This window comes from Clostridium sp. Marseille-Q7071 (assembly GCF_965112025.1).
In genome coordinates this window covers 4,067,005-4,089,954 of the sequence record NZ_CBCOPR010000001.1, presented here as the reverse complement: position 1 = coordinate 4,089,954, position 22,950 = coordinate 4,067,005, and the positions used below count along the sequence as shown (strand labels likewise).

Annotated in this window: 22 protein-coding genes and 1 pseudogene; 17 read left to right on the top strand and 6 right to left on the bottom strand. The window is 30.0% G+C overall.

What is annotated here, in order from left to right; genetic code table 11:
* Positions 1 to 2 precede the first annotated feature (2 nt).
* Genes ACWPW7_RS19440 through ACWPW7_RS19430 form a run of 3 tightly spaced genes read left to right on the top strand, consistent with a single transcriptional unit; the run spans position 3 to position 2,675 of the window.
* Positions 3 to 1,070: a 2-hydroxyacid dehydrogenase gene (locus tag ACWPW7_RS19440; protein ID WP_454054865.1), complete on the top strand. Its 1,068-nt coding sequence runs from the start codon at positions 3 to 5 to the stop codon at positions 1,068 to 1,070.
* A gap of 23 nt (positions 1,071 to 1,093) precedes the next feature.
* A complete protein-coding gene (locus tag ACWPW7_RS19435) occupies positions 1,094 to 1,852 on the top strand; it encodes an SDR family NAD(P)-dependent oxidoreductase (protein WP_454054864.1) in 759 nt (252 codons plus the stop codon).
* A gap of 28 nt (positions 1,853 to 1,880) precedes the next feature.
* The gene (locus ACWPW7_RS19430) at positions 1,881 to 2,675 is read left to right on the top strand and encodes a class II fructose-bisphosphate aldolase (protein WP_454054863.1); all 795 of its coding nucleotides are present in this window, start codon (positions 1,881 to 1,883) and stop codon (positions 2,673 to 2,675) included.
* A gap of 386 nt (positions 2,676 to 3,061) precedes the next feature.
* Here the strand turns inward: ACWPW7_RS19430 and ACWPW7_RS19425 are convergent, their stop codons facing one another.
* From ACWPW7_RS19425 to ACWPW7_RS19415, 3 genes are read right to left on the bottom strand one after another with little or no spacing between them, the layout of a single operon-like run.
* The gene (locus tag ACWPW7_RS19425; protein ID WP_454054862.1) at positions 3,062 to 3,460 is read right to left on the bottom strand and encodes a TetR/AcrR family transcriptional regulator; all 399 of its coding nucleotides are present in this window, start codon (positions 3,458 to 3,460) and stop codon (positions 3,062 to 3,064) included.
* Positions 3,447 to 3,980: a DUF418 domain-containing protein gene (locus tag ACWPW7_RS19420; RefSeq protein WP_454054861.1), complete on the bottom strand. Its 534-nt coding sequence runs from the start codon at positions 3,978 to 3,980 to the stop codon at positions 3,447 to 3,449. The genes ACWPW7_RS19425 and ACWPW7_RS19420 overlap by 14 nt, the downstream gene beginning before the upstream one ends.
* The gene (locus ACWPW7_RS19415; RefSeq protein WP_454054860.1) at positions 3,959 to 4,534 is read right to left on the bottom strand and encodes a heparan-alpha-glucosaminide N-acetyltransferase domain-containing protein; all 576 of its coding nucleotides are present in this window, start codon (positions 4,532 to 4,534) and stop codon (positions 3,959 to 3,961) included. The genes ACWPW7_RS19420 and ACWPW7_RS19415 overlap by 22 nt, the downstream gene beginning before the upstream one ends.
* Before the next feature lie 542 nt (positions 4,535 to 5,076).
* On the opposite strand from ACWPW7_RS19415, the gene ACWPW7_RS19410 reads away from it, so the two are divergent.
* The 6 genes and pseudogenes from ACWPW7_RS19410 to ACWPW7_RS19385 all read left to right on the top strand — a co-directional run bounded on the left by ACWPW7_RS19410 (position 5,077) and on the right by ACWPW7_RS19385 (position 8,643).
* Positions 5,077 to 5,706, top strand: a complete 630-nt coding sequence (locus ACWPW7_RS19410; RefSeq protein WP_454054859.1) for a TetR/AcrR family transcriptional regulator — start codon at positions 5,077 to 5,079, stop codon at positions 5,704 to 5,706.
* 322 nt (positions 5,707 to 6,028) lie between these two features.
* The gene (locus tag ACWPW7_RS19405) at positions 6,029 to 6,217 is read left to right on the top strand and encodes an indolepyruvate ferredoxin oxidoreductase subunit alpha (RefSeq protein WP_454054858.1); all 189 of its coding nucleotides are present in this window, start codon (positions 6,029 to 6,031) and stop codon (positions 6,215 to 6,217) included.
* 154 nt (positions 6,218 to 6,371) lie between these two features.
* Positions 6,372 to 7,153 (top strand): annotated as a pseudogene (locus ACWPW7_RS19400) (hypothetical protein).
* 59 nt (positions 7,154 to 7,212) lie between these two features.
* Positions 7,213 to 7,335, top strand: coding sequence for a hypothetical protein (locus ACWPW7_RS19395; RefSeq protein ID WP_454054857.1), 123 nt, complete (start codon positions 7,213 to 7,215; stop codon positions 7,333 to 7,335).
* Positions 7,335 to 8,117: a 2-oxoacid:ferredoxin oxidoreductase subunit beta gene (locus ACWPW7_RS19390; protein ID WP_454054856.1), complete on the top strand. Its 783-nt coding sequence runs from the start codon at positions 7,335 to 7,337 to the stop codon at positions 8,115 to 8,117. Before ACWPW7_RS19395 ends, ACWPW7_RS19390 begins: the two co-directional genes overlap by 1 nt.
* Position 8,118: 1 nt before the next feature.
* Complete coding sequence (locus ACWPW7_RS19385; protein ID WP_454054855.1) at positions 8,119 to 8,643, top strand: 2-oxoacid:acceptor oxidoreductase family protein; 525 nt, start codon at positions 8,119 to 8,121, stop codon at positions 8,641 to 8,643.
* Between the two features lie 152 nt (positions 8,644 to 8,795).
* Here the strand turns inward: ACWPW7_RS19385 and ACWPW7_RS19380 are convergent, their stop codons facing one another.
* Both ACWPW7_RS19380 and ACWPW7_RS19375 read right to left on the bottom strand, forming a co-directional pair.
* The gene (locus ACWPW7_RS19380) at positions 8,796 to 10,124 is read right to left on the bottom strand and encodes a TldD/PmbA family protein (protein ID WP_454054854.1); all 1,329 of its coding nucleotides are present in this window, start codon (positions 10,122 to 10,124) and stop codon (positions 8,796 to 8,798) included.
* The gene (locus tag ACWPW7_RS19375) at positions 10,114 to 11,571 is read right to left on the bottom strand and encodes a TldD/PmbA family protein (protein WP_454054853.1); all 1,458 of its coding nucleotides are present in this window, start codon (positions 11,569 to 11,571) and stop codon (positions 10,114 to 10,116) included. The genes ACWPW7_RS19380 and ACWPW7_RS19375 overlap by 11 nt, the downstream gene beginning before the upstream one ends.
* A 279-nt stretch (positions 11,572 to 11,850) precedes the next feature.
* Here ACWPW7_RS19375 and mntA point away from each other — a divergent pair, with 279 nt between their 5' ends.
* The 8 genes from mntA (at position 11,851) to ACWPW7_RS19335 (ending at position 21,066) form a co-directional block, all read left to right on the top strand.
* Entirely contained in the window at positions 11,851 to 12,258 is a 408-nt protein-coding gene (gene mntA, locus ACWPW7_RS19370; protein ID WP_454054852.1) for a type VII toxin-antitoxin system MntA family adenylyltransferase antitoxin, read from the top strand.
* Positions 12,251 to 12,658 (top strand): type VII toxin-antitoxin system HepT family RNase toxin, encoded by a 408-nt coding sequence (gene hepT, locus ACWPW7_RS19365; protein WP_454054851.1) that lies wholly within the window; start codon positions 12,251 to 12,253, stop codon positions 12,656 to 12,658. The genes mntA and hepT overlap by 8 nt, the downstream gene beginning before the upstream one ends.
* Positions 12,659 to 12,824: 166 nt before the next feature.
* A complete protein-coding gene (locus tag ACWPW7_RS19360) occupies positions 12,825 to 13,343 on the top strand; it encodes a hypothetical protein (protein ID WP_454054850.1) in 519 nt (172 codons plus the stop codon).
* 433 nt (positions 13,344 to 13,776) lie between these two features.
* Complete coding sequence (locus ACWPW7_RS19355; protein ID WP_454054849.1) at positions 13,777 to 14,043, top strand: SWIM zinc finger family protein; 267 nt, start codon at positions 13,777 to 13,779, stop codon at positions 14,041 to 14,043.
* Positions 14,010 to 15,449 carry an SWIM zinc finger family protein gene (locus tag ACWPW7_RS19350; RefSeq protein WP_454054848.1) on the top strand — a complete coding sequence of 480 codons (1,440 nt, stop codon included), beginning with the start codon at positions 14,010 to 14,012 and terminating at the stop codon, positions 15,447 to 15,449. The genes ACWPW7_RS19355 and ACWPW7_RS19350 overlap by 34 nt, the downstream gene beginning before the upstream one ends.
* Positions 15,450 to 16,006: 557 nt before the next feature.
* Positions 16,007 to 16,930: a DUF5692 family protein gene (locus ACWPW7_RS19345; protein ID WP_454054847.1), complete on the top strand. Its 924-nt coding sequence runs from the start codon at positions 16,007 to 16,009 to the stop codon at positions 16,928 to 16,930.
* 783 nt (positions 16,931 to 17,713) lie between these two features.
* A complete protein-coding gene (locus ACWPW7_RS19340; RefSeq protein WP_454054846.1) occupies positions 17,714 to 19,654 on the top strand; it encodes a sigma-54-dependent Fis family transcriptional regulator in 1,941 nt (646 codons plus the stop codon).
* A gap of 332 nt (positions 19,655 to 19,986) precedes the next feature.
* Positions 19,987 to 21,066, top strand: a complete 1,080-nt coding sequence (locus ACWPW7_RS19335; RefSeq protein WP_454054845.1) for a 2,3-butanediol dehydrogenase — start codon at positions 19,987 to 19,989, stop codon at positions 21,064 to 21,066.
* Between the two features lie 139 nt (positions 21,067 to 21,205).
* On the opposite strand, the gene ACWPW7_RS19330 is transcribed toward ACWPW7_RS19335, so the two are convergent.
* Complete coding sequence (locus tag ACWPW7_RS19330; RefSeq protein WP_454054844.1) at positions 21,206 to 22,735, bottom strand: thiol-activated cytolysin family protein; 1,530 nt, start codon at positions 22,733 to 22,735, stop codon at positions 21,206 to 21,208.
* Between the last annotated feature and the right edge of the window lie 215 nt (positions 22,736 to 22,950).

Below are 22,950 nucleotides of genomic sequence, written 5' to 3'. Positions count from 1 at the left end.
ACATGAAAATTGTAGGAATAGGAGATTTATTAATACCTAAAAATTATATAGAAGATGGATTTAAAAGCTTTAAGGATTTGGGGATAGAGGTTAAAACAATCCAATGGGATTTAAGTGATTATGAGGAGCTACAAAATATAAACCTTCTAGTTGAACAGGATGGAAGTGAGGCTTATGAAGTTCCGAAATATATAATTGATGAGGTAAAAGATGCAGATATAATTATAACTCAATTTTGTCCTATCAACAAAAAAGTTATAGATAGTTGTATAAACTTAAAAGCTATTGGAGTTTTAAGAGGTGGATATGAAAATATCAACATAGACTATGCAAAGGAAAAAGGCATAATCGTATTTAATACTCCAGGAAGAAATTCAAATGCAGTTGCAGATTTTACAGTTGGAATGCTGCTTGCAGAATGTAGAAATATTGCTAAAAGTCACATGGAGCTGAAAAATGGTAACTGGGTTAGAGATTATGCTAATAGAGATTCAGTTCCAGACTTACAGGATAAAACTGTAGGAATTATAGGTTTTGGTGAGATAGGACGAAAGGTTGCTAAGAGATTGTTAGCTTTTGATATGAAGGTAGTAGTATACGATCCTTTTATATCAGAAGAATTAAAAGATGTAAGAAAAGCTTCCTTAAAGGAGTTGGCAGAGGTTTCTGATTTTGTAACAGTCCATGCAAGACTTACAAAGGATACAAAACATTTAATTGATGAAAAATTCTTAAGTTTAATGAAGCCAACAGCCTATTTAATTAATACATCTAGGGCAGGATTAGTGGATGAAAATGCTCTGTATAATGCGCTGAAAGATAAAAAAATTATAGGAGCGGCGTTAGATGTATTTAATGAAGAGCCGCCAAGCAAAGATTATCCATTAGTAAAAATAGATAATGTGACTATAACCCCTCATTTAGCTGGAGGTACAAAGGATGCATTTACTCAATCGCCAAAACTATTAGCAATGGAAATGCTTAAGGCTATTAAAGGTGAGGATTCAAGATATATTGTGAATAAAGATGAGTATAGTGCAAATAAAGATAAACTTAGGATAACTAAATAAATTTGAGAAAGAGGTGAAATAATATGGATTTAAATTTAAAGGGAAAAGTAGCTATAGTAACAGGCGGTAGTGGCGGATTAGGAAAGGCTATTTGTGAAACCTTGGCTAAGGAAGGCACTAATATTTTAATGCAATATAGATCTAAGGAAAATGAAGCGCTAAAATTTGCAGATCACTTAAGCAGAGAGTATGGAGTGAAGGTTTTAGGAGTAAAGGCGGATTTAGTTGAGTCTAATGAAGTAGATAGTATATTTGATAAAGCTTATGAGGGCTTTGGAAGTGTTGATATATTAGTAAACAATGCTGGTGTTTGGTATCAAGCATATGTTAAAGATATGAAAGTTGAGGATTTTGAAAGAACTATAAAAGTAAATCTAGAAGCGCCTTTTATATTGAGTAAAAGGATGGTAAATCATTTAATTAGTAGAAAGAGTAAAGGGAAAATTATAAATATAGTATCACAGGCAGCATTTCATGGGTCTACAACAGGACATGCTCATTATGCAGCTTCAAAAGGTGGACTTGTAACCTTTACTATATCTTTGGCTAGGGAGGTTGCAAAGCATGGAATTAATGTAAATGCTGTGGCTCCAGGGATAATGAAAACAGATATGATTTTAAATTCAGTTACTGATGAGGAATATTATTTAAAGAGAATTCCATTGGGAAGGATAGCAGAGCCAGAAGAAGTAGCAAATACCGTTGCTTTCTTAGCATCAAATAAATCAGACTATATAACTGGTGCAACTATAGATGTAACAGGCGGAATGTTAATGAGATAAAAAATTATATAAGAGAGGTGGTAATTATATGTCATTAGTTAATTTAAAAGATATATTAGAAGATGCAAGAAAAAATAAATATGCAGTAGGGGCTTTTGATGTTAGCAATCATGATATGGCAAGAGCAGTAATTGAGGTTGCTGAGGAGTTAAAATCTCCAGTGATACTTATGGGATTGAAGGTGGATTTAGAAGGGACAAAATTGGAGTGTTTATTAGAAGGCATTAAAATTATGGCAGAAAACTCTTCAGTTCCTGTATGCATGCATTTAGATCATGCAACAGATTTTGACTTGATAAAAAAAGCAGTAGATTGTGGCTTTACATCTGTAATGTATGATGGATCAGTATTACCTTTAGAGGAAAACATAAAAAATACAAAACAGGTTGTAGATTATGCACATAAATATGGAGTAACAGTAGAGGCAGAATTAGGACATGTTGGTGATGGCATAGTTGGAGATTCTGAAACTGGATTGAAAAAGGAAGGTTCTGATAATCCAGATGATTATTTAACAAATCCAGATGAATTAGAATATTTTTTAAAGTCTACCAATGTAGATGCTATTGCAGTGGCAATAGGAACAGCACATGGAGTTTATGTTCATGAACCAAAACTTCATTTTGACAGATTAAAAGCTTTAAATGAAATATCTTCTGTTCCTATGGTGATGCATGGAGGTTCAGGTACTCCGGATGAGTTAATTAAAAAGAGCATTGAATTGGGAATATGTAAGATAAATATTTTCTCTGAAGTATTAGCAGCATTCTTTGGCTCTTTAAAAGAAGTATTAAATAGCAATGATAACATGGCTATATGGTAAAGCACCGCATATAGGGAACCTATAAAGGCTATGAAAGAAGTAGTTAAAAATAAAATATTGCTACTAGGCTCAAATGATAGAATTTAAAAAATATATTGCAATAAATAAACTTTCCCATAGCATATATATTGCTATGGGAATATTTATTATTCTGTATATACTTGTCAACAAGTATATTTTACTTTATTGTAACACTAGTATCCAAAGGAAGTCTTATTTTTTATGATTTAACAATTTACTCATAAAAATTTGCCATGATAATTCGTAAGAACCTGTTGGTCTTACTATAATCCCCCAAGAAATGCCTGCTAATTGAGAATTAAATACCTCAGCAATGAATTCGGCTTCTTCCTTTTGGAAAAAACCTAAGACTACTCCACGATTAATTAGGCGCTGATGATAGGAGAAGGTTTTTCTTCTAAATACTGAGTCTTTTGTTTTAATCCTTCTTGACGCATGGACAAAAGATGATATTGTTTTAAAATACTCCCTAATTGAGGATGCTCTTTTAAGTAGTGAATGTCACCTAAGCCGACCTCTGTTAAATTCTCAATGTACGTCTCCATTGTCCAGCTCTCTAGATCATTATGAAAGCCGTTAATGATTTCCAAAATTATCGCATCATAAAGAGTTTCAAATAAAGCGTCCTTAGATGTAAAGTGATGATAAAGAGCAGGTTTTGAAATACCAACTTTGTTGGCAATAAGACTCAATGAGGCTTTTTCATAGCCTAGCTCTGCAAATTCTTTAAAGGCAGCTTCTAAAATTTGTTCATAAGTTGACATGAGTTTTATCCTCCCTAGTATCTGATATTAATCTCATAAGGGTCTCAAAGGGACCTCTCTGGAATTTGAAACGCCATAGCACAGAAAAACACATCATGACGCCATAAACTATTAATGATAATAATAACACAAATACCGAACTTTGTTGAGTAATTAGCCCTAAAAAGAACATAAGGGATAACACAAAGGCACTATGGAAAATATAATGAGTAAGAGCCATTTGCCCCGTCTTCACCATAACCTGAACCCAACGGCTTTTTGGGAATCTGTCGATTAATGATAGACAGAGAGTAATCCAACAAATTGCCCAACCTGACGCAGCAAAGATATAGAAAAGGCTTGGTGGCATAGGTTTTGTACCAAATAAATAGATACTTAACTCAGTACCACCTGTCAAGGCGATTAAGCCCATAGAAGTCAACTCAGTGATTATAGCTGTGGTGAATCCGTATGCTAAAAGCTGCTTTCTTAGGGAATGGCTCGTCAAATCCAGCTGCCCTATGACAAAGCCAAGGAGCATGAAAGTAAACCATGGAAAAATTGGGTGAAAGCCATTAAAGAAGAGATTTCTAAAAAAACCTGACAAGGTCCAGAAATCCGTATAAGTATGAAGTCTGATTGCCAACCAGCAATATAATTAAATGTCATTTGCAAATAGCCGGTGACAAGCAACACTACTATCATTAATTTTTTTATGTTTTTAGGTTTCCAGTACAAAATTGGCAACATGAGGAGCATATAAGCTCCATAGTAATGTAAAATATCAGCGCTCCACTGAAAAACTGTAAATAAAATTAGACCAATGATCCATAGAAAAATTGAACGTTTGGCGATAGTGACACGTTCTTTATGCTGAATACTCTTATCTCCTGTTGTGCGACCCTTACGTGTCATGAGGCTAATACCGATGCCTGCTAATGTCAGAAAAACAGCAGCAGCTCTTCCTTCAAATAGAGTAAATGCTTGGGCAAGCCACTTAGGTTCTCCTGCATTAAAGACTAAACTATAATTGACAAGCATCATGCCTAATATGGCTAGGGATCTTGCAAAATCTAAACCTTCTAATCTTTTCATCGTTAATCTCCTTTACATTAATATTTTTTAAAAAATTACTTAACGGTAGGTAAGTAAAATATAACATTTACATATTATTTTGACAATATATTTTTGTAATTTTTTTCTTGATAAGAAATTAAAATGTTTTATAAATATTAACTAACCACTTATAAAACTAAAACTTTATATTGGGATATCATTAACATTTTGAAAATGTTAGCGAGATCCCGCATCTATAGACAAATTCATCTATAGATACACTCTTTTTTTATATTTTAGACTTTATAGAGAAGAAAAAAGACGTGATGAATTTTATCAAAAGAATATATTTATTATTAATGTTTAATCTATTGACAGCTATTTTTCTCTATGATAATATTTGATTAAGTAATCAAAAATTTGAATAGTTAATCAAATAATAAAAATGCTTAAAACTAGTACAAAGAATAATTAAATAAAGTGTTATAAATTTTAAAATTGTATTAATCGATGAAGTATTATCTATAATGATGAGAATTTCATTGTTGTTTGAGTTTTTAATTTAAAGAGGTGATATATTAATGAAACATGAAAACAAAACTGATAATAAACAATCATTTATAGCAGAAGCGAGACGTGCACAAATTACTGAGGCAGCTATAAAAACTCTTGATGAAATTGGATATGTAAAAGCCAGTCTCTCTCAAATTGCTGAAAGGGCAGGAATTAGTACAGCGTTGATTTCTTATCACTTTTCAGATAAAAATGATTTGATGAATCATTTACTGATGCAGCTTGTTGAAAGAGCAAATTCATATATTTCAGAGCGAGTAGACAAAAAGAGTACGTCGCAAGAGAAATTAAAGGAATTTATAGAAGCCAGCTTAACTTATCAGTATACAAATCCGACGCATACTATTGCTTTGATAGAAATTATTTTTAACGCAAGAACACTTAATGATGTTCCTTATTATAAATTTGCTGGTGATTATGAAGAAGAGCCAACTGTAAATTTACTTCGAGAGATATTGCGAAAAGGTCAGGAAAACGGAGAATTTGGAACATTTAATATAGACGTCATAGCGAGCATGATTCAAGGAGCAATTGAACAATATATGGTTGGCAATACTATAACAAAAAGAGTAGACCTGCAAACATACAGTAATGAACTTGTAAGTATTGTTAGTAAAGCCGTAAAAGGTAATGTATAAGTGCTTACTGAAATGAAATACAAACAATAAGCTTATGAAACCTACGTTACAAATCTACCTGACAGATTTTATTTTATATTTTATTAATGTTGAGGTACTCATCGCTTAAGAAAAAAGCAGTAATTACTTCAAATTTTTAGAAAAGATATTTTCCAGAGTATATTTTAAGTTTTCATATTGGATGCCCATAGTTAACATAGCACATTCTAAGTTCAAGGGTGAGTTCATAGGTGAATGGGAGGATAGATTCAAAACTAAATTTGACTATTTTATCTATTATAAGGTTCATAAATAATTTATGTAAGCTTAGGGGGATTGTTTGATGTTATATATAAATGAAAGCTTTTGCAAGGGGTGTGGTCTTTGTGTAGACTTTTGTCCTAAAAAAGTTTTAATAAAATCTTTAGGAAAGGCAGAAATCGCACAGGAAGAGCATTGTATAAAATGTGGTATTTGCGAAAATATTTGTCCTGACTTTGCCATTCATTTAAGGAGGGATAAGGATGAGTAATTTTATATTGATGCAGGGTAGTGAGGGAAATATGTGTAAAGGGAGCAATAAAAGCAGGTATGAAGTTCTATGCAGGATATCCTATAAGTCCTGCCAGTGAGATATCAGAGCTTTCGTCTTAAAGCTTCCTGAAGTTCAAGGAAAGTTTATACAGATGGAAGATGAAATAGCAAGTATGGCTGCCGTGGTAGGAGCCTCTCTTACAGGAGTGAAAGCTATGACTGCTACCAGCTACCAGGATTTTCACTTAAGCAGGAGGTTATAGGCTATGCTTCTATGGCAGAAATTCCTTGTGTGATAGTAAATGTTATGAGAGGAGGTCCAAGTACAGGATTGCCTACCTCTGTTTCTCAAGGAGATGTTATGCAAAGCAGATGGGGGACTCATGGAGATCACCCTATTATAGTTATAGCACCCACCAGCGTTTCCAGCATATATACTCTAACCATCAAAGCTTTCAATTACTCAGAAAAATATAGGGTGCCTGTAATACTTTTATTAGATGAGATTATAGCTCATATGAGAGAAAGCGTTCAGCTAGAGGATATAGTAGAAATAGTTAGTAGAAAGAAACCATCTAAAAAAGAAGCTTTTAAGGCTTATGAGAATACGGAGGATTTGGTCCCCTCTATGGCAGACCTAGGGGAAGGCTATAGATTTCATGTAACTGGACTTAATCATGATGAATATGGATATCCATCAAACTCTACGAAAGTGGCGGAGCAACTATTAACTAGAATATTGTCTAAAATAGATAAGAATAGAGATGATATTGTACTATTTGATAGAGTAAACATTGAAAATTGTAAAAATCTTATAGTTTCCTTTGGTTCCGTATCAAGGTTATGCATGGATCTAGTCCAAAGTAACAGGATAAAAAATACAGGTCTGTTTATACCCTATACTTTATACTTTTCCCAGATAAAGAACTTTTAGATATAGTAAATAAAAATGCTATTGAAAAAATTTATGTTCCTGAACTGAATGCAGGACAATTGATTTATCAGATACAACGAATAGTAGGCAGAAGATGTGAGGTTATAGGAATAAATAAATATTGTGGTGAGATATTTGAGCCAGAAGAAATAATTAATAGCATAAGGGAGGTGGATGTGTAATGAAGGAACAGTTAATGAATGAATATTTAAGAAAACACCGTCTTCCTCATATTTGGTGTGCTGGCTGTGGTAATGGAATAGTTTTAAGTGCCATGATAGAAGCTATAGATTCTTTAAATATAGAGAAGGATAAGCTATGCATTGTTTCAGGTATAGGTTGTTCTTCAAGAGCGGCACAATATATGAATTTTGATACCATTCATACTTTACATGGAAGAGCTATACCCTATGCTACAGGTATAAAGCTAGCTAACCCAGAGCTTAAAGTAATAGTAATAACAGGGGATGGGGATTGTGCTGCTATAGGGGGCAATCATCTCATACATGCTTGCAGAAGAAATATAGACTTAAATGTAATAGTATTTAACAACAATATATATGGTATGACTGGTGGACAATGTTCTCCTACTACTCCTATTCATGCAAGAACCACCACTACAGAAGAGGGAAATATATCAAGAAATTTTGATATTTGCAAGCTTTGCGATGCAGCGGGAGGAAGTTATATTGCGAGAAGCACTGTAGCTCACTATAAACATTTAGTAAATATTATAAAGCAAGCTTTTGATAATAAGGGATTTTCTCTAGTTGAAGCCTTAACTCCTTGTCCAGTACAATATGGCAGAAGAAATAAAATAGGAAAGCCTTCAGATATGGTTAAGCTTCTAAAGCAAGAAGCCTCCGAAAGGGAAGATAGTAAATTTAAAATAGGCATTTTAAAGAATGTAAGAGAACCAGAATATGTAGAAGAATACTTAAAAAGTTTTAAAGAGGTGTTTTAGCATGGACAGAAAAGAGATAATTCTTACAGGCTTAGGAGGTCAAGGCATAGTAAAATTTGGGGTTATATTAGCAGAGGCAGCAGTGCTGGAGAGAAAACATGTTGTGCAAACCCAAAATTATGGACCAGAATCTAGAGGAGGCTACTGTAGATCTGATGTGATTATATCTAATGAGGAGATTTATTATCCAAGAGTAAGCAATGCAGATATATTATTTGCCTTAAGTCAAAATGGGTTGGATAAATTTCTACAATGCTCTAAAGAAGATGCTATTATCATCGTTGATGAAAATCTTCAATTAGAAGGAAATAAAAGGTATAGAAAATATGACATAGTGAAATATTCTGAAGAAATTCTAAAAAATTCCCAGTCTATAAATATGCTATGCTTAGGTATTCTAACTGAAACTACTAAAATGGTAAGCCGTGAAGCAGTTAGGCAAGCTATCTGTGAAAATGTACCTAAAAGTAGCATAGATAAAAATTTACTTGCTTTTCAAGCAGGCATAAATCTGGTAAGTGCTTAGATTTATTGAATATTATTGCTAGGTTTAAATAATAGAATTTAAAAAATGTATATTTATTATTGAAAGAATAAACTTAATATAAAATTTATTTATAAAATATATTGCGATAAATAAACTTTCCCATAGCATATATATTACTATGGGAATATTTATTATTCTGTTTTTCCAGTGAAATGAAAATTTTTTATTTTCATTGCTGGTATTATTATAGGTCCAAAGAAGAAGTCTATTTTTTCTCTATCGGAGCTTATTTCTTCTACATTATTGAAGGCATTTAATATAGATTCAGTAAATCGCATATCTTTAACAGCACACTTAATCTCACCATCTTCAACTAAAAATACTCCATCGCGAGTTAAACCGGTAAGTAAAGATTCTCTAGGATTTACTACATTCATATAGTGGAATCTAGTTATTAAAAGAGCTTTCTTAGTAGATTTAATAATTTCTGCTAGAGTTTTATTTCCACCATCCATAACTAGATGTATAGGAACTGAGCCAGAGCCATATCCTAATGAATGCCCTGTGTTTTCTTCTTTTAATATAGAAGCATTTTTGCTATCAGTAATTATATTTTTAAATACTCCATTTTCAAATATACTTAAGCATTTTCTTTCATAGCCTTCAAAGTCAAAAGGAAGGTGAAAACTGTCTTTGTTTTTCCAGTCATCTTTTATAGTTATTTTAGAATCAAAAACTTTTCCTCCTTTTTTACCTTCTAAAAAAGATGTTCCATCTTTAATACTATTTGCTGTTGTTCCAATATAAGCTGCCATGGATACATACTCAGATGCTGCTAGTGGTTCAAGGATAACATCATAAGTTCCAGGCTCTAAGGAAATAGGATTAAGTGCAAGAACAGCTTTTTCATAAGCTTTTTTAAAGGTTTCCTCAACTAAAAAATCTTCAGGATCATTAGCAGTAATTTCTCCATAGCCAGAAGCACCATCTTTATGCATTACTACTACATTGAAATCTTGGGAGTTTTTTGAGGAGAACCTTTTAATTTTATTAGAGTTTCCAAAAGCCAAAATAGTAGCAGTTCTTGAAAGTGCACCGGCAGCTAAATAATCTATAGGTAATGATTTAAGAGATTTTTCTAATATGGCTGCTCTGTCCTCAATATCTAGGTTCTTTGAACTATTGATATGCGAGTCTTCATATTCTAAAAAATTCGGACTATCAGTATGAGAATATTCATAATCTCCTTCTGGAAGAAACTCTAAATTTTCTTCTGCATCCCTTAAAGTTTTTAGGAGTGAAGCTTCATCTAAAATATTAGTGGAGAGTTTAGACATTTTTTTACTGTGAAATACACATATATCTATTTCACAATCTTCAGAATATACATTTTGATGAATTTCAGAATTAGCAAAACGAGTTAAGCCATTTTCTTCGTATTGTAATGTGATAGAAGTAAAATATTTACCTTGCGATAAAACACTATCCATTAAATTATAGATTTCTGACTTATTTAACATCTTTTACACCTACCTTTACATTTCTAAATCTAGCAGGAGATGAGCCATGACCTACATGGGCAACTTGACCAGGTTGACCTTTTCCGCAGTTAGGTACTCCATAAAGCTTCCAGTACTTTTCATTACATACTCCATCACAACTGCCCCAGAATTCAGGAGTGATACCTGTATATATAGGGTTTTTAAATATTTTTCCTGTTAATTTACCATTTTTAATTTCATAAGCTATTTCAGTTCCAAATTGAAAATTAATTCTTTTATCGTCTATACTCCAACTGCTATTAGTGGATAAATAAAATCCATAATCTATTCCAGATAAAAGTTCATCAAATTCATATTCTCTAGGCATAAGACTTATATTAGTCATTCTAACAATAGGAATGTTATTCCATCCATCAGCCCTATTAGTTCCATTAGAATTTTCACCAATTTTATATGCAGTATCTCTTGAAGTGAGGAAATTTTTTAATATTCCTTTATCTATCAATATTGTTTTTTGGGCTTTTACACCATCATCATCATAGCCAAAAGTACCAAGCCCCTGAGGTAAAGTACCATCAGCCACTAAAGTTATATGTTCTGAGCCATATTTAAAAGAAGTTTCTTTTTTGTCAGTAGTAACAAAACTCATTCCAGCATAAGCTGCCTCAGAGCCAAAAATTCTATCAAGTTCTAAAGGATGTCCAACACTTTCGTGAATTTGTAGTACCATTTGAGAGCTGTCTATTATCAAATCATAAACTCCGCTAGGGCATTCTTCAGCATCAAGTAGCATTAGAGCTTCTTTACCTATAAGGTTTCCATTTTCAACAAGATTTAAGGAAGTTACAAATTCATATCCAGCTGTGCCATGATTCCCACCAAAAGAAGCAGGATAACTTCTAACTTGTCTATCATGGTCGTTAGCAGCTATGGCTTCTATACCAGCACCAGATTCATAAAGAGTTTGGGTTATATAGCTGCCTTCAGTATCAGCAAATATTTTCTCTTCCTTTTGAAATTGCATATAACCGTTGCTCTTAAATAGGCTTCCGCTGCTTCTCATAGCTTCTTCTGCTTTAATCAATAAATCTATTTTTTCTTTTTTTGATACAGTGAAAGGATCAATTTGTATAGGGGTAGAGTAATGATCTACAACAACTTCTTTAGGACTAAGATTTATCTTTTCTTTTTGAATAGTTCTACTAGCTTTAGCAATCCTTACAGCTTTTTTTGCCACTTCTTTTATATCATCTATATTTTGAGAACTGGCAAATCCAAGAGAACCATCATATATAACTCGAATTCCTATTCCTTTACTTCTGGAGTTTTCTAAGTTATTAACTTTAAGATTTTCAGTTGAAATATATTCTTTAGTTTTGTCTACAATACGTATGTCAGAGTAACTAGCACCATTAGATTTTAGAAAATCCAATACTTCTTTAATTAGTTCTTTCAAATCTTTCAAAAATATCCCTCCTAAATTAACAAATTCCAAGTAAGTATATGTATGTATATTCCATAAAATACTTAAATCTCCTTTTAACTATTTTTAGAGGAGTGAATATCATATAAAAATGGAGGATTGAAAAAGTTATGAACTAACTGTTGTAGTTGTTTAAATCTTTTCATTTGGGTATAATTAATAGTACATAAGAGATGTTGATTTTAGTAGCTTCATCTATAATTAAGTTATTTTATTAAAAGAGTTAATTAAATTTTAATGAAGTTAAAGAGGTGAATTTTTATGTTTTTAAAAAATGAAGATGTGAATAAAATTGTAGAGTTTTTAGTTGAAAAATTACAGCCTAATTTTATTTATTTATTTGGCTCTTTTGCTAGAGGTGAAGGAAGAGAAGATAGTGATATAGATGTAGCAGTACATGTAGATGGTAAGATTGATGAATATGAACTATTTACATTGGCTAATGAACTTAGCTTTATTGTAAAAAGAGATGTTCAACTAATTAATTTAAAAGATATAAGTACGGTTTTTAGTGCTCAAATAGTTGGGACTAGAGAAATAATTTATTCAATAGAAGAAAATAAAAGAATTGAATATGAAATTAGAGCTTTTAAGGATTATGCAAAGCTTAATGAGGAAAGACAAGTAGTATTAGATGCTATAAAGAAGGATGGGAAAATTTATGGTTAATGATGTGCTATATAATAAAATTAGTATAATTGAAAGATGTCTAATAAGAATTAAAGAAGTATATGATAATAATCCAGAAAATTTAAAAGACTATACAAAACAAGACTCAATAATACTAAATATTCAAAGAGTTGTAGAAGCATGCATTGATATATCCATGCATATAGTATCTAAGAAAAAATTGGGTATTCCTCAAAATAGCAGAGACGCTTTTGAGGTTTTAAATGTTAATGGAATTATCAATGATATCTTATTAAATAAAATTAAAGGTATGATAGGATTTAGAAATATTGCTGTTCATAATTATCAGAAATTAAATTTAGAAGTTCTAGAAAAAGTTATAGAAAATCACTTAGGGGATTTTGAAGAGTTTGTTGCAGCTGTAAATAAATTTATATAATGAAGGATAATGTTCCGTCTAGATAATATAGAAATCTTATATTTTAGAAGAGTAAAGAATAAAGAGTTTAAAGTGCGAAACAATTATTTTATATGAAACAATTAAGAAATAATAAATTTTCATAATTTCTAAATTCATTAATGGAGGTATTTAAGGTGATTTATAAATGGAAAAATTATTTATCATAGTCCTCATAGTGTCTACCATTTTTAGCAGCATTATATTAGTAGGCTGTAAAAATAATAGAGAAATTGACTCAAAATCTAACACATCTAATTCATCATCACCTTTTGAAACCTTTGGAAAAGATATACCAGAAGATGTGATGTTATTAATTGTTAATAATCCTAGCAGTGATCAATTAAAGTCAGTTACCATTAGTGAGAATCTTAAGTTAGATGAGGCAAATGAGCAGATATTACTTATTCCGAAAAATACTAATTCGACCATTTCAATATGGTCTCTTGAATTTACAGATAATAGCCTTGCTCCTAATAAAAAGATATATGAATGTGAAAAAACTCCAGAAAATTTTGTATTAAGTACTAAACTCATTCGTCCAGAAGGAATACCACAATATAAGGTTGAGATTACTTCAGAAAATTTAACTAGTGAATATATTTTTAGTTATGATGGGAAAAATGGAACACCTAATATTGAGTATATCAGTGCAAATACAAAATAATTTAATAAAATACTTAAAAGTGAAAATAATCTGCGTAAACTCTGTAATAAGAATATAATTATTCTTATAAAATTTGAGTGATCGCAGATTATGTGTTTTTAAGAAAATATTAGACAATTAATAAAAAAACAATAGAACTTCTGATGATACTGTAAGTAATATTAGGAAAAAGCAGAATGTAATCTATAGTATACATTTAAAGGAGATATTAAAAAATAAAAAAGAAGAAAAAGTTAATGAATACAGGGAGCTATGATATAGATTATCAAGAAAGTAATGAATATTTTTACTATATTGTTTGATACACTTTTAATGGAACTAATTTTTGTATAACGTGGGAAGAAGCTATTAAAGATGGATTAGTGGAAAACAGTAAATTAAATAATGATATTGATGATTTGACATTTTAGGAAGAGATAGTGAGGAATATTGGATGAACATAAATAATTTTGAAAATCATATTAACAAAACAATTTTAGATAGAGGATATGTCTATTACAGCGAAGGGAATATAACTGAAACATATAATAAAGGAGAGAACGAATATATTTTTCAAGTTCAAGGAAGTGAAGATTACGAGGTTGTAGTAAAGATAAATAACAATGGAGAAATACTATATTCAGATTGTGATTGTCCTTATGATTTTGGTAAATATGTAAGCACCAAGTGGCAGCTTATTTTGAACTATTTGATATTTTAAATAGTGAAGATAATTGTGAAGGAATGAAAAAAGAAGTGATAAAGCAACCTGAAATAGAAAAAGTACTAGATAATCTTTCAAAAGAAGAGTTAATTAATATCATAGTAGATATAACTAAAAAAGATAATACACTAAAAAATAGTATAATTTTTAGATATTCAAAAGTGGATGAGAGACAAGAAATAGAAAAATGCAAGAAATTTATAGATTCTATAGTAAGAAAATATAGAGGCAGAGAAAGCTTTATTACTTATAGAGAAGTTGATAATTTTATAAGAGAGATGGAAGAACTATTAGAAAAGGTAAAGAATACAGATAATATACTATTAGCATTAGATATTGCCTTTTTAGTTTTAGATGAAGGTATGGAAGCTTTTCAATATACAGATGATTCAGATGGAGGCATAGGAAATTTTGTATCAGAAACAATATATTTGATAGGAGAAACTATAGCTAACAGTAAAAATTTAGATATAAATCAAAAGAAAGAAATATTTAATAAATTATTAAATAAAAGCGATAGCAAGGTTTTTGATGGATGGGAAGATTATAAAATTGATATGCTTAGAATATGTGCTGAATTTATTAATGTTGAAGAATTTAGAAATAAATTAAGGGAAAAGTTGGAATGTATAATCAATGAAAATTCTGGTGATTATTATGTAGAGTATACAAATGAGAGTATTCTCAAAATATTATTTTATATGATAAATGAATATGGTACTAAAGAAGAAGCAGAAGAATTTATAGAAGATAATCTTAAATTTACATACTTTAGAGAGATGCTGATAAATAAGTACATTGAAGAAAAAAACTACCATAAAGTTATAGAATTGGCTTTAGAAGGAGAAAAACAAGATGAACAATATGCAGGTTTAGTATCAAAATGGAAAAAAATAAGATATATAGCTTATAAAGAACTTTTACTTAAAGAAGAACAAGAAAAATTAGCAAAAGATCTTTTATTTGATGGAAACTTTGAGTATTACAAAGAACTAAAGGCACTAGTTACAAGAGATAAAGAAGTATTCTACAATAAATTAAAACAAGAGCTGAAAAATTATAATAGTTGGAAGGGGAGAGGCATATACCTAAAACTTATAATAGAGGAAAATGATTTGGATGAGATAATGGAATTTGTAAGAGAAAATCCAGAAAATATAGAAGAGTATGCAGATATACTGGTAGATAAATTTGAGGATGAGGTTGTAGAAATTTATAAAAATTATATAAAATCAGAAGCAGAATCTTCATCATGTAGAATCCATTATAAAGGAGTATGCAGAATACTTAGGAAATATGAAAAGATAGCTGGTAAAGAAAGTCAAAAAAGAGTATTAAATGAGTTAAGTGCTTTATATAGAAGAAGGCCAGCTTTTTTAGATGAACTTAGTAAGATTAAATAAACTTAAAATAAAGGAAGTATTATATAAATTTTAAAAAGTTATATTATATATTTAGAATTCTTATATTGAAACTTCTCACTTATAGAGAAGTTTCAATTAATTTTTTGGAGATTACTTAGAAATTCATTAAAAATAAAAATTATTTTATATCTATAGTAACCTCAGGATATTTTGAGGAAGAACCTTTGAGAAGAGAATTTGAATTTTTTGTACATTTTAAATGTTCATTAAAAAATCTAAGATATATTTATTCATGATTTCAGTGTGACAATGTTCTTTTATATCACCTAAAAAACCAGAAATTTTACCTAAGGTTCGGCATTAGATAACTATGAATTATATCTGAATTTAAAAGGGTATATGAAATGTAAAAATTTTCATAAATTGTTTAAAATTTGTTGGATATGTGTTAATATTTAATTGAGGTATGACAAAAAACATATGAAGCAATATTAATAGAGAAGCATATTGTAGATATTATTGTAAATTATATACTATGGATAATGTAGAAATACAGTTTTAGGATTTTAAATTTTAAGAATTGTGAGGGAGAGAATATGTTTTTATTCGAAAATATACCATGGTATTCTGCATTAGTAGGACTTGTAGTATTAGCAGGTCTAATATTTATTAATGAAATAACAAGAAGAAGTAAATGGCTTGCTATATTAATGTATTTTGTATTACCTATTGTAATGACTATTGCTGTGTGGCCTAAAACAGCAGGTAAAGGAACAACGGTAGGTTATTGGTTCCCATGGGTGAAAACCTATTCTGCATTAGCAGGAGTACTTGGTTTTATGGCACTAAGATATATTAAAAATTTAGATGCTAAGAAATGGATGTTGGCATTTCCACCACTTATCCTTTCAATTAATATTTTAGAAGCAGTTTTTCGTGAATTTCAATGTTATAATTTTAATGGTATTGTAGATAATATATTTATCTCTGGTGGACCTTGGAATATAATGAATGGAATAGCAGGTATTTTAAATATTATTACTATTTCAGGCTGGATTGGAATTTATGTATCAAAGGATAAGAGTAAAGATATGATTTGGCCAGATCAACTTTGGTTTTGGATAATTGCCTATGATCTTTGGAATTTTGCTTATGTTTATAACTGTATTGCTGATCATTCCTTTTATGCAGGTGCAATATTATTATTATCATGCACAATTCCAGCATTCTTTATAAAGAAAGGTGCTTGGTTACAACATCGTGCTCAAACCTTAGCACTTTGGACAATGTTTTCTTTAACCTTTCCAACATTTGCAGATACCTCTAAATTTGCTGTGTATTCATCGCATAATGAGGCTGCATTATGGGTAGTTAGTGGATTAGCTCTTGCAGCTAATATTGCAGTATTTATATATCATTTTGGAAGGATAATAAAATATAAGAGAAATCCGTTTAAAGATGAAATATATACAGATTTAAAAGAATACAAAGTAGTTATGGCTAAAGATATAGTGGAATAATTTTAATAATTAATATATTAAAAAATTTAATAAATTTAAATGATTTAGAGGGTGCAAAATTAGCACCCTCTTTATAAACTTCTTTTAGGCATCTTCAAAAAAATAATAGACCAGTATATTAGCCTATTTTCCATCACATCGCGTCGTCAGAACCTGCACATAGCGCCACTATGAGCAGAACCTAACTCCTTGTATGATAAAAAACATACTAATATCTTTGATTCATTATTTTTTTCACATGCCCTAAACTAAAGGATAATAAGACTTATAAAATCTATTTTGAAGCTATCTCTATTTATTAACATTGAATAGTTTGTTAAAATTAGGGTGTTAATTGAAATATTCAAGATTACAGCTAATATAACTACATGTTGGGGACTTTAATTCATAATTGTGATTGAAATTAATTCTTTATAAATTAATTTCTTAAACTATTTTTTATTAGCAATACATTGTTAGTTCTTCCACCTCTGGGGAACAGTAGTGAAACCCTTTAGGGTTCCCCTGAGGTGCAGTATGTTTTGGAACAAATCTATTTATTTAACTAAAATAATGGAGATAAGCAATAAGAATAAATTTTACTGCACAAAAGTGACTACATCACTTCAAAAATAAATAATTTTAAATTTCTCAGCTTTTGCTGAGAAATACCCATAATTGTGAATTATGAACTGTGCATTGTGAATTCAGTAGTTCTAATCATAATACTAAAAAATATCAACTATTTTTACATATATATCAATTTTAAGATAGTCTATTTACATAGGGGGAAGGGGTGGTAATATGAATGATTATATGAAATTTGTTGAAAAAGCTTGGAATGAATTTGTAAAACATAATAAGGTTAATAAAGAAATTAAAAAGGATATAAGAGATTCATGGATAAGGTGCAAAGAATATAATGTAGACTATATGGATGGAAGAGGTATTGAAGAATATAAAGTTCCTGTAGAAATTAAAATAAGAGAGAATGTGGAATTAGTTTCAGTGGCATATTCTATAATGGAGAATTTGTATAACACAATATCAGGTTCAGGTTTTGCACTATTTCTTTCAGATAAAGATGGATATATATTAGATGTTATTGGTGATGAGAATATTTTAGAGAAAGCTGAGGAATTAAGATTTGAAAAGGGAGCATTATGGTCAGAAAAAGTAGTAGGAACTAATGCTATAGGAACCTGTTTGTATTTAAATAAACCTATACAAACTATAGGTGCTGAACATTATGGAATAGAGCAACATTCTTGGACATGCTCTTCAGCACCTATTCATGATAGTGATGGGGAAATATTAGGATGTATTAATATGTCTGGTATATGTAAAGATGCTCATCTGCATACTTTAGGAATAGTTATTGCAGCAGCTGAATCTATAAAGAAACAATTAGAACTTATATTATCCTATAATTTATTAAATATAACTTTTGATTCTATTGTAGAAGGTATGATAGTTATAGATGAAAATTTTAATATTAAGAAAGTAAATCATAGAGCGGAAAATATCTTAGGTATAGGTAGAAATGAAATCTTTAAAATAAATATAAAAAAAGCCTTAGGAAATTTAAATTTTAATTACATTATAGAAAACCATGAGGAGTCCTATAATAATATAGAATGTGATTTTCATATTAAAAATAGAAGAATAAAATGTATATTGAATGTGGTGCCAATGAGTGTTAATAACAAGTTTATGGGAGTAGTTATAACTTTTAGGGAAAGTAAATTTGTACATAAGTTTGTAAATAAAGTAGTAGGTTATAATGCAACTTATACATTTAAAGATATTGTAACTAGTAACGAGAAAATGATAAACTTAATAAATTTTGCAAAGAAAGCTTCAAAAAGTGATTGTAATATATTAATAGAAGGGGCTAGCGGTACTGGAAAAGAGTTGATAGCTCAAGCTATACATAATTACAGTGAAAGAAGTAATGGTCCTTTTGTAGCTGTAAATTGTGCTTCAATTCCTAGAGAATTAATGGAAAGTGAATTTTTTGGATATGATAGAGGTGCTTTTACTGGAGCTGCTAAAGAAGGGCATCCAGGAAAGTTTGAATTAGCTGATGGGGGAACTATTTTCTTAGATGAATTAGGAGAACTTCCACTAGATATGCAATCTAAGTTATTGAGAGTTTTAGACAACAATACCATTGTTAGAGTTGGTGGAAATTATGAAAAGAAATTAGATGTGAGAATAATAGGAGCAACTAATAAAGAATTAATAGAAGAAATAAATAGAAAAACCTTTAGAGAAGATTTATATTATAGGTTAAATGTAATGAACATAAAAACGATTCCTTTAAAAGATAGAAAAGAAGATATAGAAATACTAGCAAAATATTTTGTTAATAATCTTAATATAAAAAATATGGATAAATGTAAGCTTATAAAAAAAGATTATATAAATCAATTAAAAAAGCATGATTGGCCTGGTAATATAAGAGAACTTAGGAATGTAATAGAGAGGGATTATTATTCTAGTGAAAATGATATGATCTATATGCAGTATTCAGAAAATGATTCCATAATAGAAAGTAGTTTTAATAATGAAGAATCAAAGGATTTAGATAAGATACTTCCAATAGATGTTTTAGAAAAAGAAAGTATAATAAAAGCTATTAATCTTTGTGAAGGTAATATAGTAAAATCTGCGGAAATGTTAGGAATAAGTAGGGCTACTATTTATAGAAAGATAAAGAAATATAATATAAAAAATGTGTAGCTTTGTTTGTTTTTTAACTATCAATAAATAGCATTGTATATGTATCAAAATGAGAATAAAATAAAGATAATCTCAAAATGAAACAGTAAAATATGTATCATTTTGAGATTATTTATTTTAATAATTATTTTTCATATTAAATTGAATTTTAATTATAGAGATTTGAATCATAGGAAAATGGCTTGATATAGCTGTGTATAACAAAGTAAGTAAGAGAAATTAAATAATATCTAAAAAAGTATCACAATTCGATGTCTTGGTATAATAATTGCTTCATAGGTATGTGAGAAAATTAACAATATATGATGATTATCTTTAGGAGGTATTTTATTATGAAGGCAGCGTTATGGTACAATAAAAAAGATATTAGGGTTGAAGAAATAGAGGAACCAAAGGTTACTAAAGGAAATGTAAAAGTTAAAGTTAAATGGTGTGGAATATGTGGTTCAGATTTACATGAATATTTAGGAGGACCTATTTTTATACCAGTTGGACAACCACATCCTTTAAGCGGTAATGTGGCACCAGTAGTTCTAGGTCATGAATTTTCAGGAGAGGTTGTAGAAGTTGGAGAAGGTGTAACTAAGTTTAAAGCTGGAGATAGAGTTACTGTAGAACCTATAGTAGCTTGTGGAGAATGTTCAGCTTGTAAAGAAAGTAAATATAATCTCTGTTCTTCACTAGGATTCCATGGACTTTGTGGCAGCGGTGGAGGACTTGCAGAATATACTGTATTTCCAGAAGAATTTATACATAAAATACCAGATGGTATGTCTTATGAACAGGCAGCATTAATAGAACCAATGGCTGTAGCGCTTCATTCTATTAGAATTTCTAATTTTAAAACAGGAGATACTGCTATTGTACTTGGTTCAGGACCAATAGGGCTTGCAACCATTGAGTGCTTAAAAGCAGCAGGAGCAAAATTAGTGGTAGTATTACAAAGAAAATCAATTAGACAAGAATATGCAAAGAGAGCAGGTGCAGATGTAGTACTTGATCCAAATGAAGTTGATATAGCCGAGGAAGTTAAAAAACTTACTAATGGAATAGGTGTAGATGCAGCATTTGAAACTACAGGAGCAAAGATAGGCTTTGATGTAGGATTAAATAGCTTAAAGTATGAAGGAACTCTTGTAGTGACAAGTATTTGGGAAGAGGATGTAAGTTTTAATCCTAATGCCTTAGTGTTTTCTGAAAAGAAAATAGTGGGTACCTTAGCTTATAGACATGAATTCCCAGCAACAATTGCACAAATGAACGATGGAAGAATTAAAGCAGAAGGATATATAACGAAGAAGATAGCTCTGGATGATATAGTAGAAGAAGGTTTTGGAGCTCTAACAGGGCCTGAAAAGAAAAAACATGTAAAGATTCTTGTAACTCCAGATAAATCTCTTTTAAATGAATAAAAGAAATAACCTAATTATTTTTTATAAAGAAATTTAAGCATATAACCAATATATACAACGACAATGAAATAGTTAAATAAAAAGATACCATAGTAACTTTTTTATAAAAAGATTACTATGGTATTAAAATTTTTATTTATTAATGACTAATACTAGTATATGGATATAATGTAGTTCCCCAAATTGAAACTTTAATTTCATTTGTTAATGGAACATTATATTCATTAATAATTGTTCTCCACCATTCCCATGCAAGGCCTGTACACTCTCTTGCCAAAATTCTTATATTTTTTGAGTTAGGTGGAAGTGGTATTACCGTAGAGTAATGAGCAGTTTTGTCTTGATAGTTTCCGTCCCATGTTTTATGGGTTAGTACTTCTTTTCCGTTCTCATCATATGAAAACTCATCCCATGATACTTCAAATTGAGCAACATATGCACCACTATGATCAAGAATTATTTTACCCTTAGAATATTCTGTAGATGTAGTTTCAATATAATCTGTTTTATTATGAACAGCAGCAACTGAATTGTCTTTTAAGAAAACACTTGTATATGAAATTGGATATGCTGGATTTTTAGGACTAAATTCCGCATTTTCCTTAATTATATTTCGGATTTCATCAAAATCTTTTGTGATAATCTTGTTGTGTTCCTTTGAATCTCCGCCTAATACTACAACAGTAAATGAACTATCTTCAAAAATATCTTTGTATTGTCCACTAGCCTCTACGTTTGTATTCTTAAGTAATGCTTTAAATGCGGATTGTACATCTTTACTTTTAGATGATGTTTCTAATTTTACATAAATTGTTCTACCGTAAGCTACATTGGACACCATAACAGGTGGTGCCTCATTACTTACTCCTTTACGAGTTAATTCTTGAAAAGTAACACTATCATCGAAAAGATCTGATGGATTATTAGGTAATTCTGCACTTACAGTATAGAATATTTGCTTATATGCAGCAACCATTACTTTTTTATCTCCATTTGATATGGCGTTAAAGTCTATTCCAAGTGAATTATCAAGAACTTTAGAATTAACATTAAGAGTACTTGATATTTGATTTTTACTATAAACCATAGATTCTGAATACTGTGTTCTTGCAGGTAAAGTATGTGTTGTTGAATATTTTTCATTCCAATTAGATACTAATTCATCTATTGCTCCAGATACATTACCATATGTTGGATTTTCTACTTTTATTGTGTTTCCATTTTTCATACCTGGTAAATCTATAGAGATATTTAAAGGTTTTCTTTTGCACATTAATATATTAGGTCGATTTTCAACAAAAGCATCATTTGCAAGTTGTAATGCCCCTGGGAATGTGCGATCAGTTACAGAATCAATAATTGAAATATCTACTGGTGATGTTGTAAGTGATTTTTTATTACGTTCAACTACTATAAATTTTCCTTTTGATTCAAAACCTTCTTTTGGAACAAAGCTTTCTATATTATCACCATTTACTGCTAGAATTGCATTTCGGTCATAATTTAAGTTTGCTATACCAGAATCGATATCACTTGAATTATTTGTTGTAACCGGTGATTTAACTGTAAGTGTTTTACCAAAGGTAACAAATGGATAGGAAATAACACATAAACTAAGAAATAAGCATACTAATAATTTTTGTGTTTTAAAATGTTTTTTTAGCCTCATAATATTTATCCCCCTCTTGTATATGATGTCAATTGAGTTTATCAATTTAAACTATTGTGATAGTTAAACTGATAAATTCACTTTAACATGAATACTAATACAATAACTAAAGTAAAGATTTAGAGGATTTTTATTGTAAGGGTTACTATAACTTATAATATTTACCAGGAAATGATATGGATTCAAATTAAAAAACGTAGAATTATCATTACTTT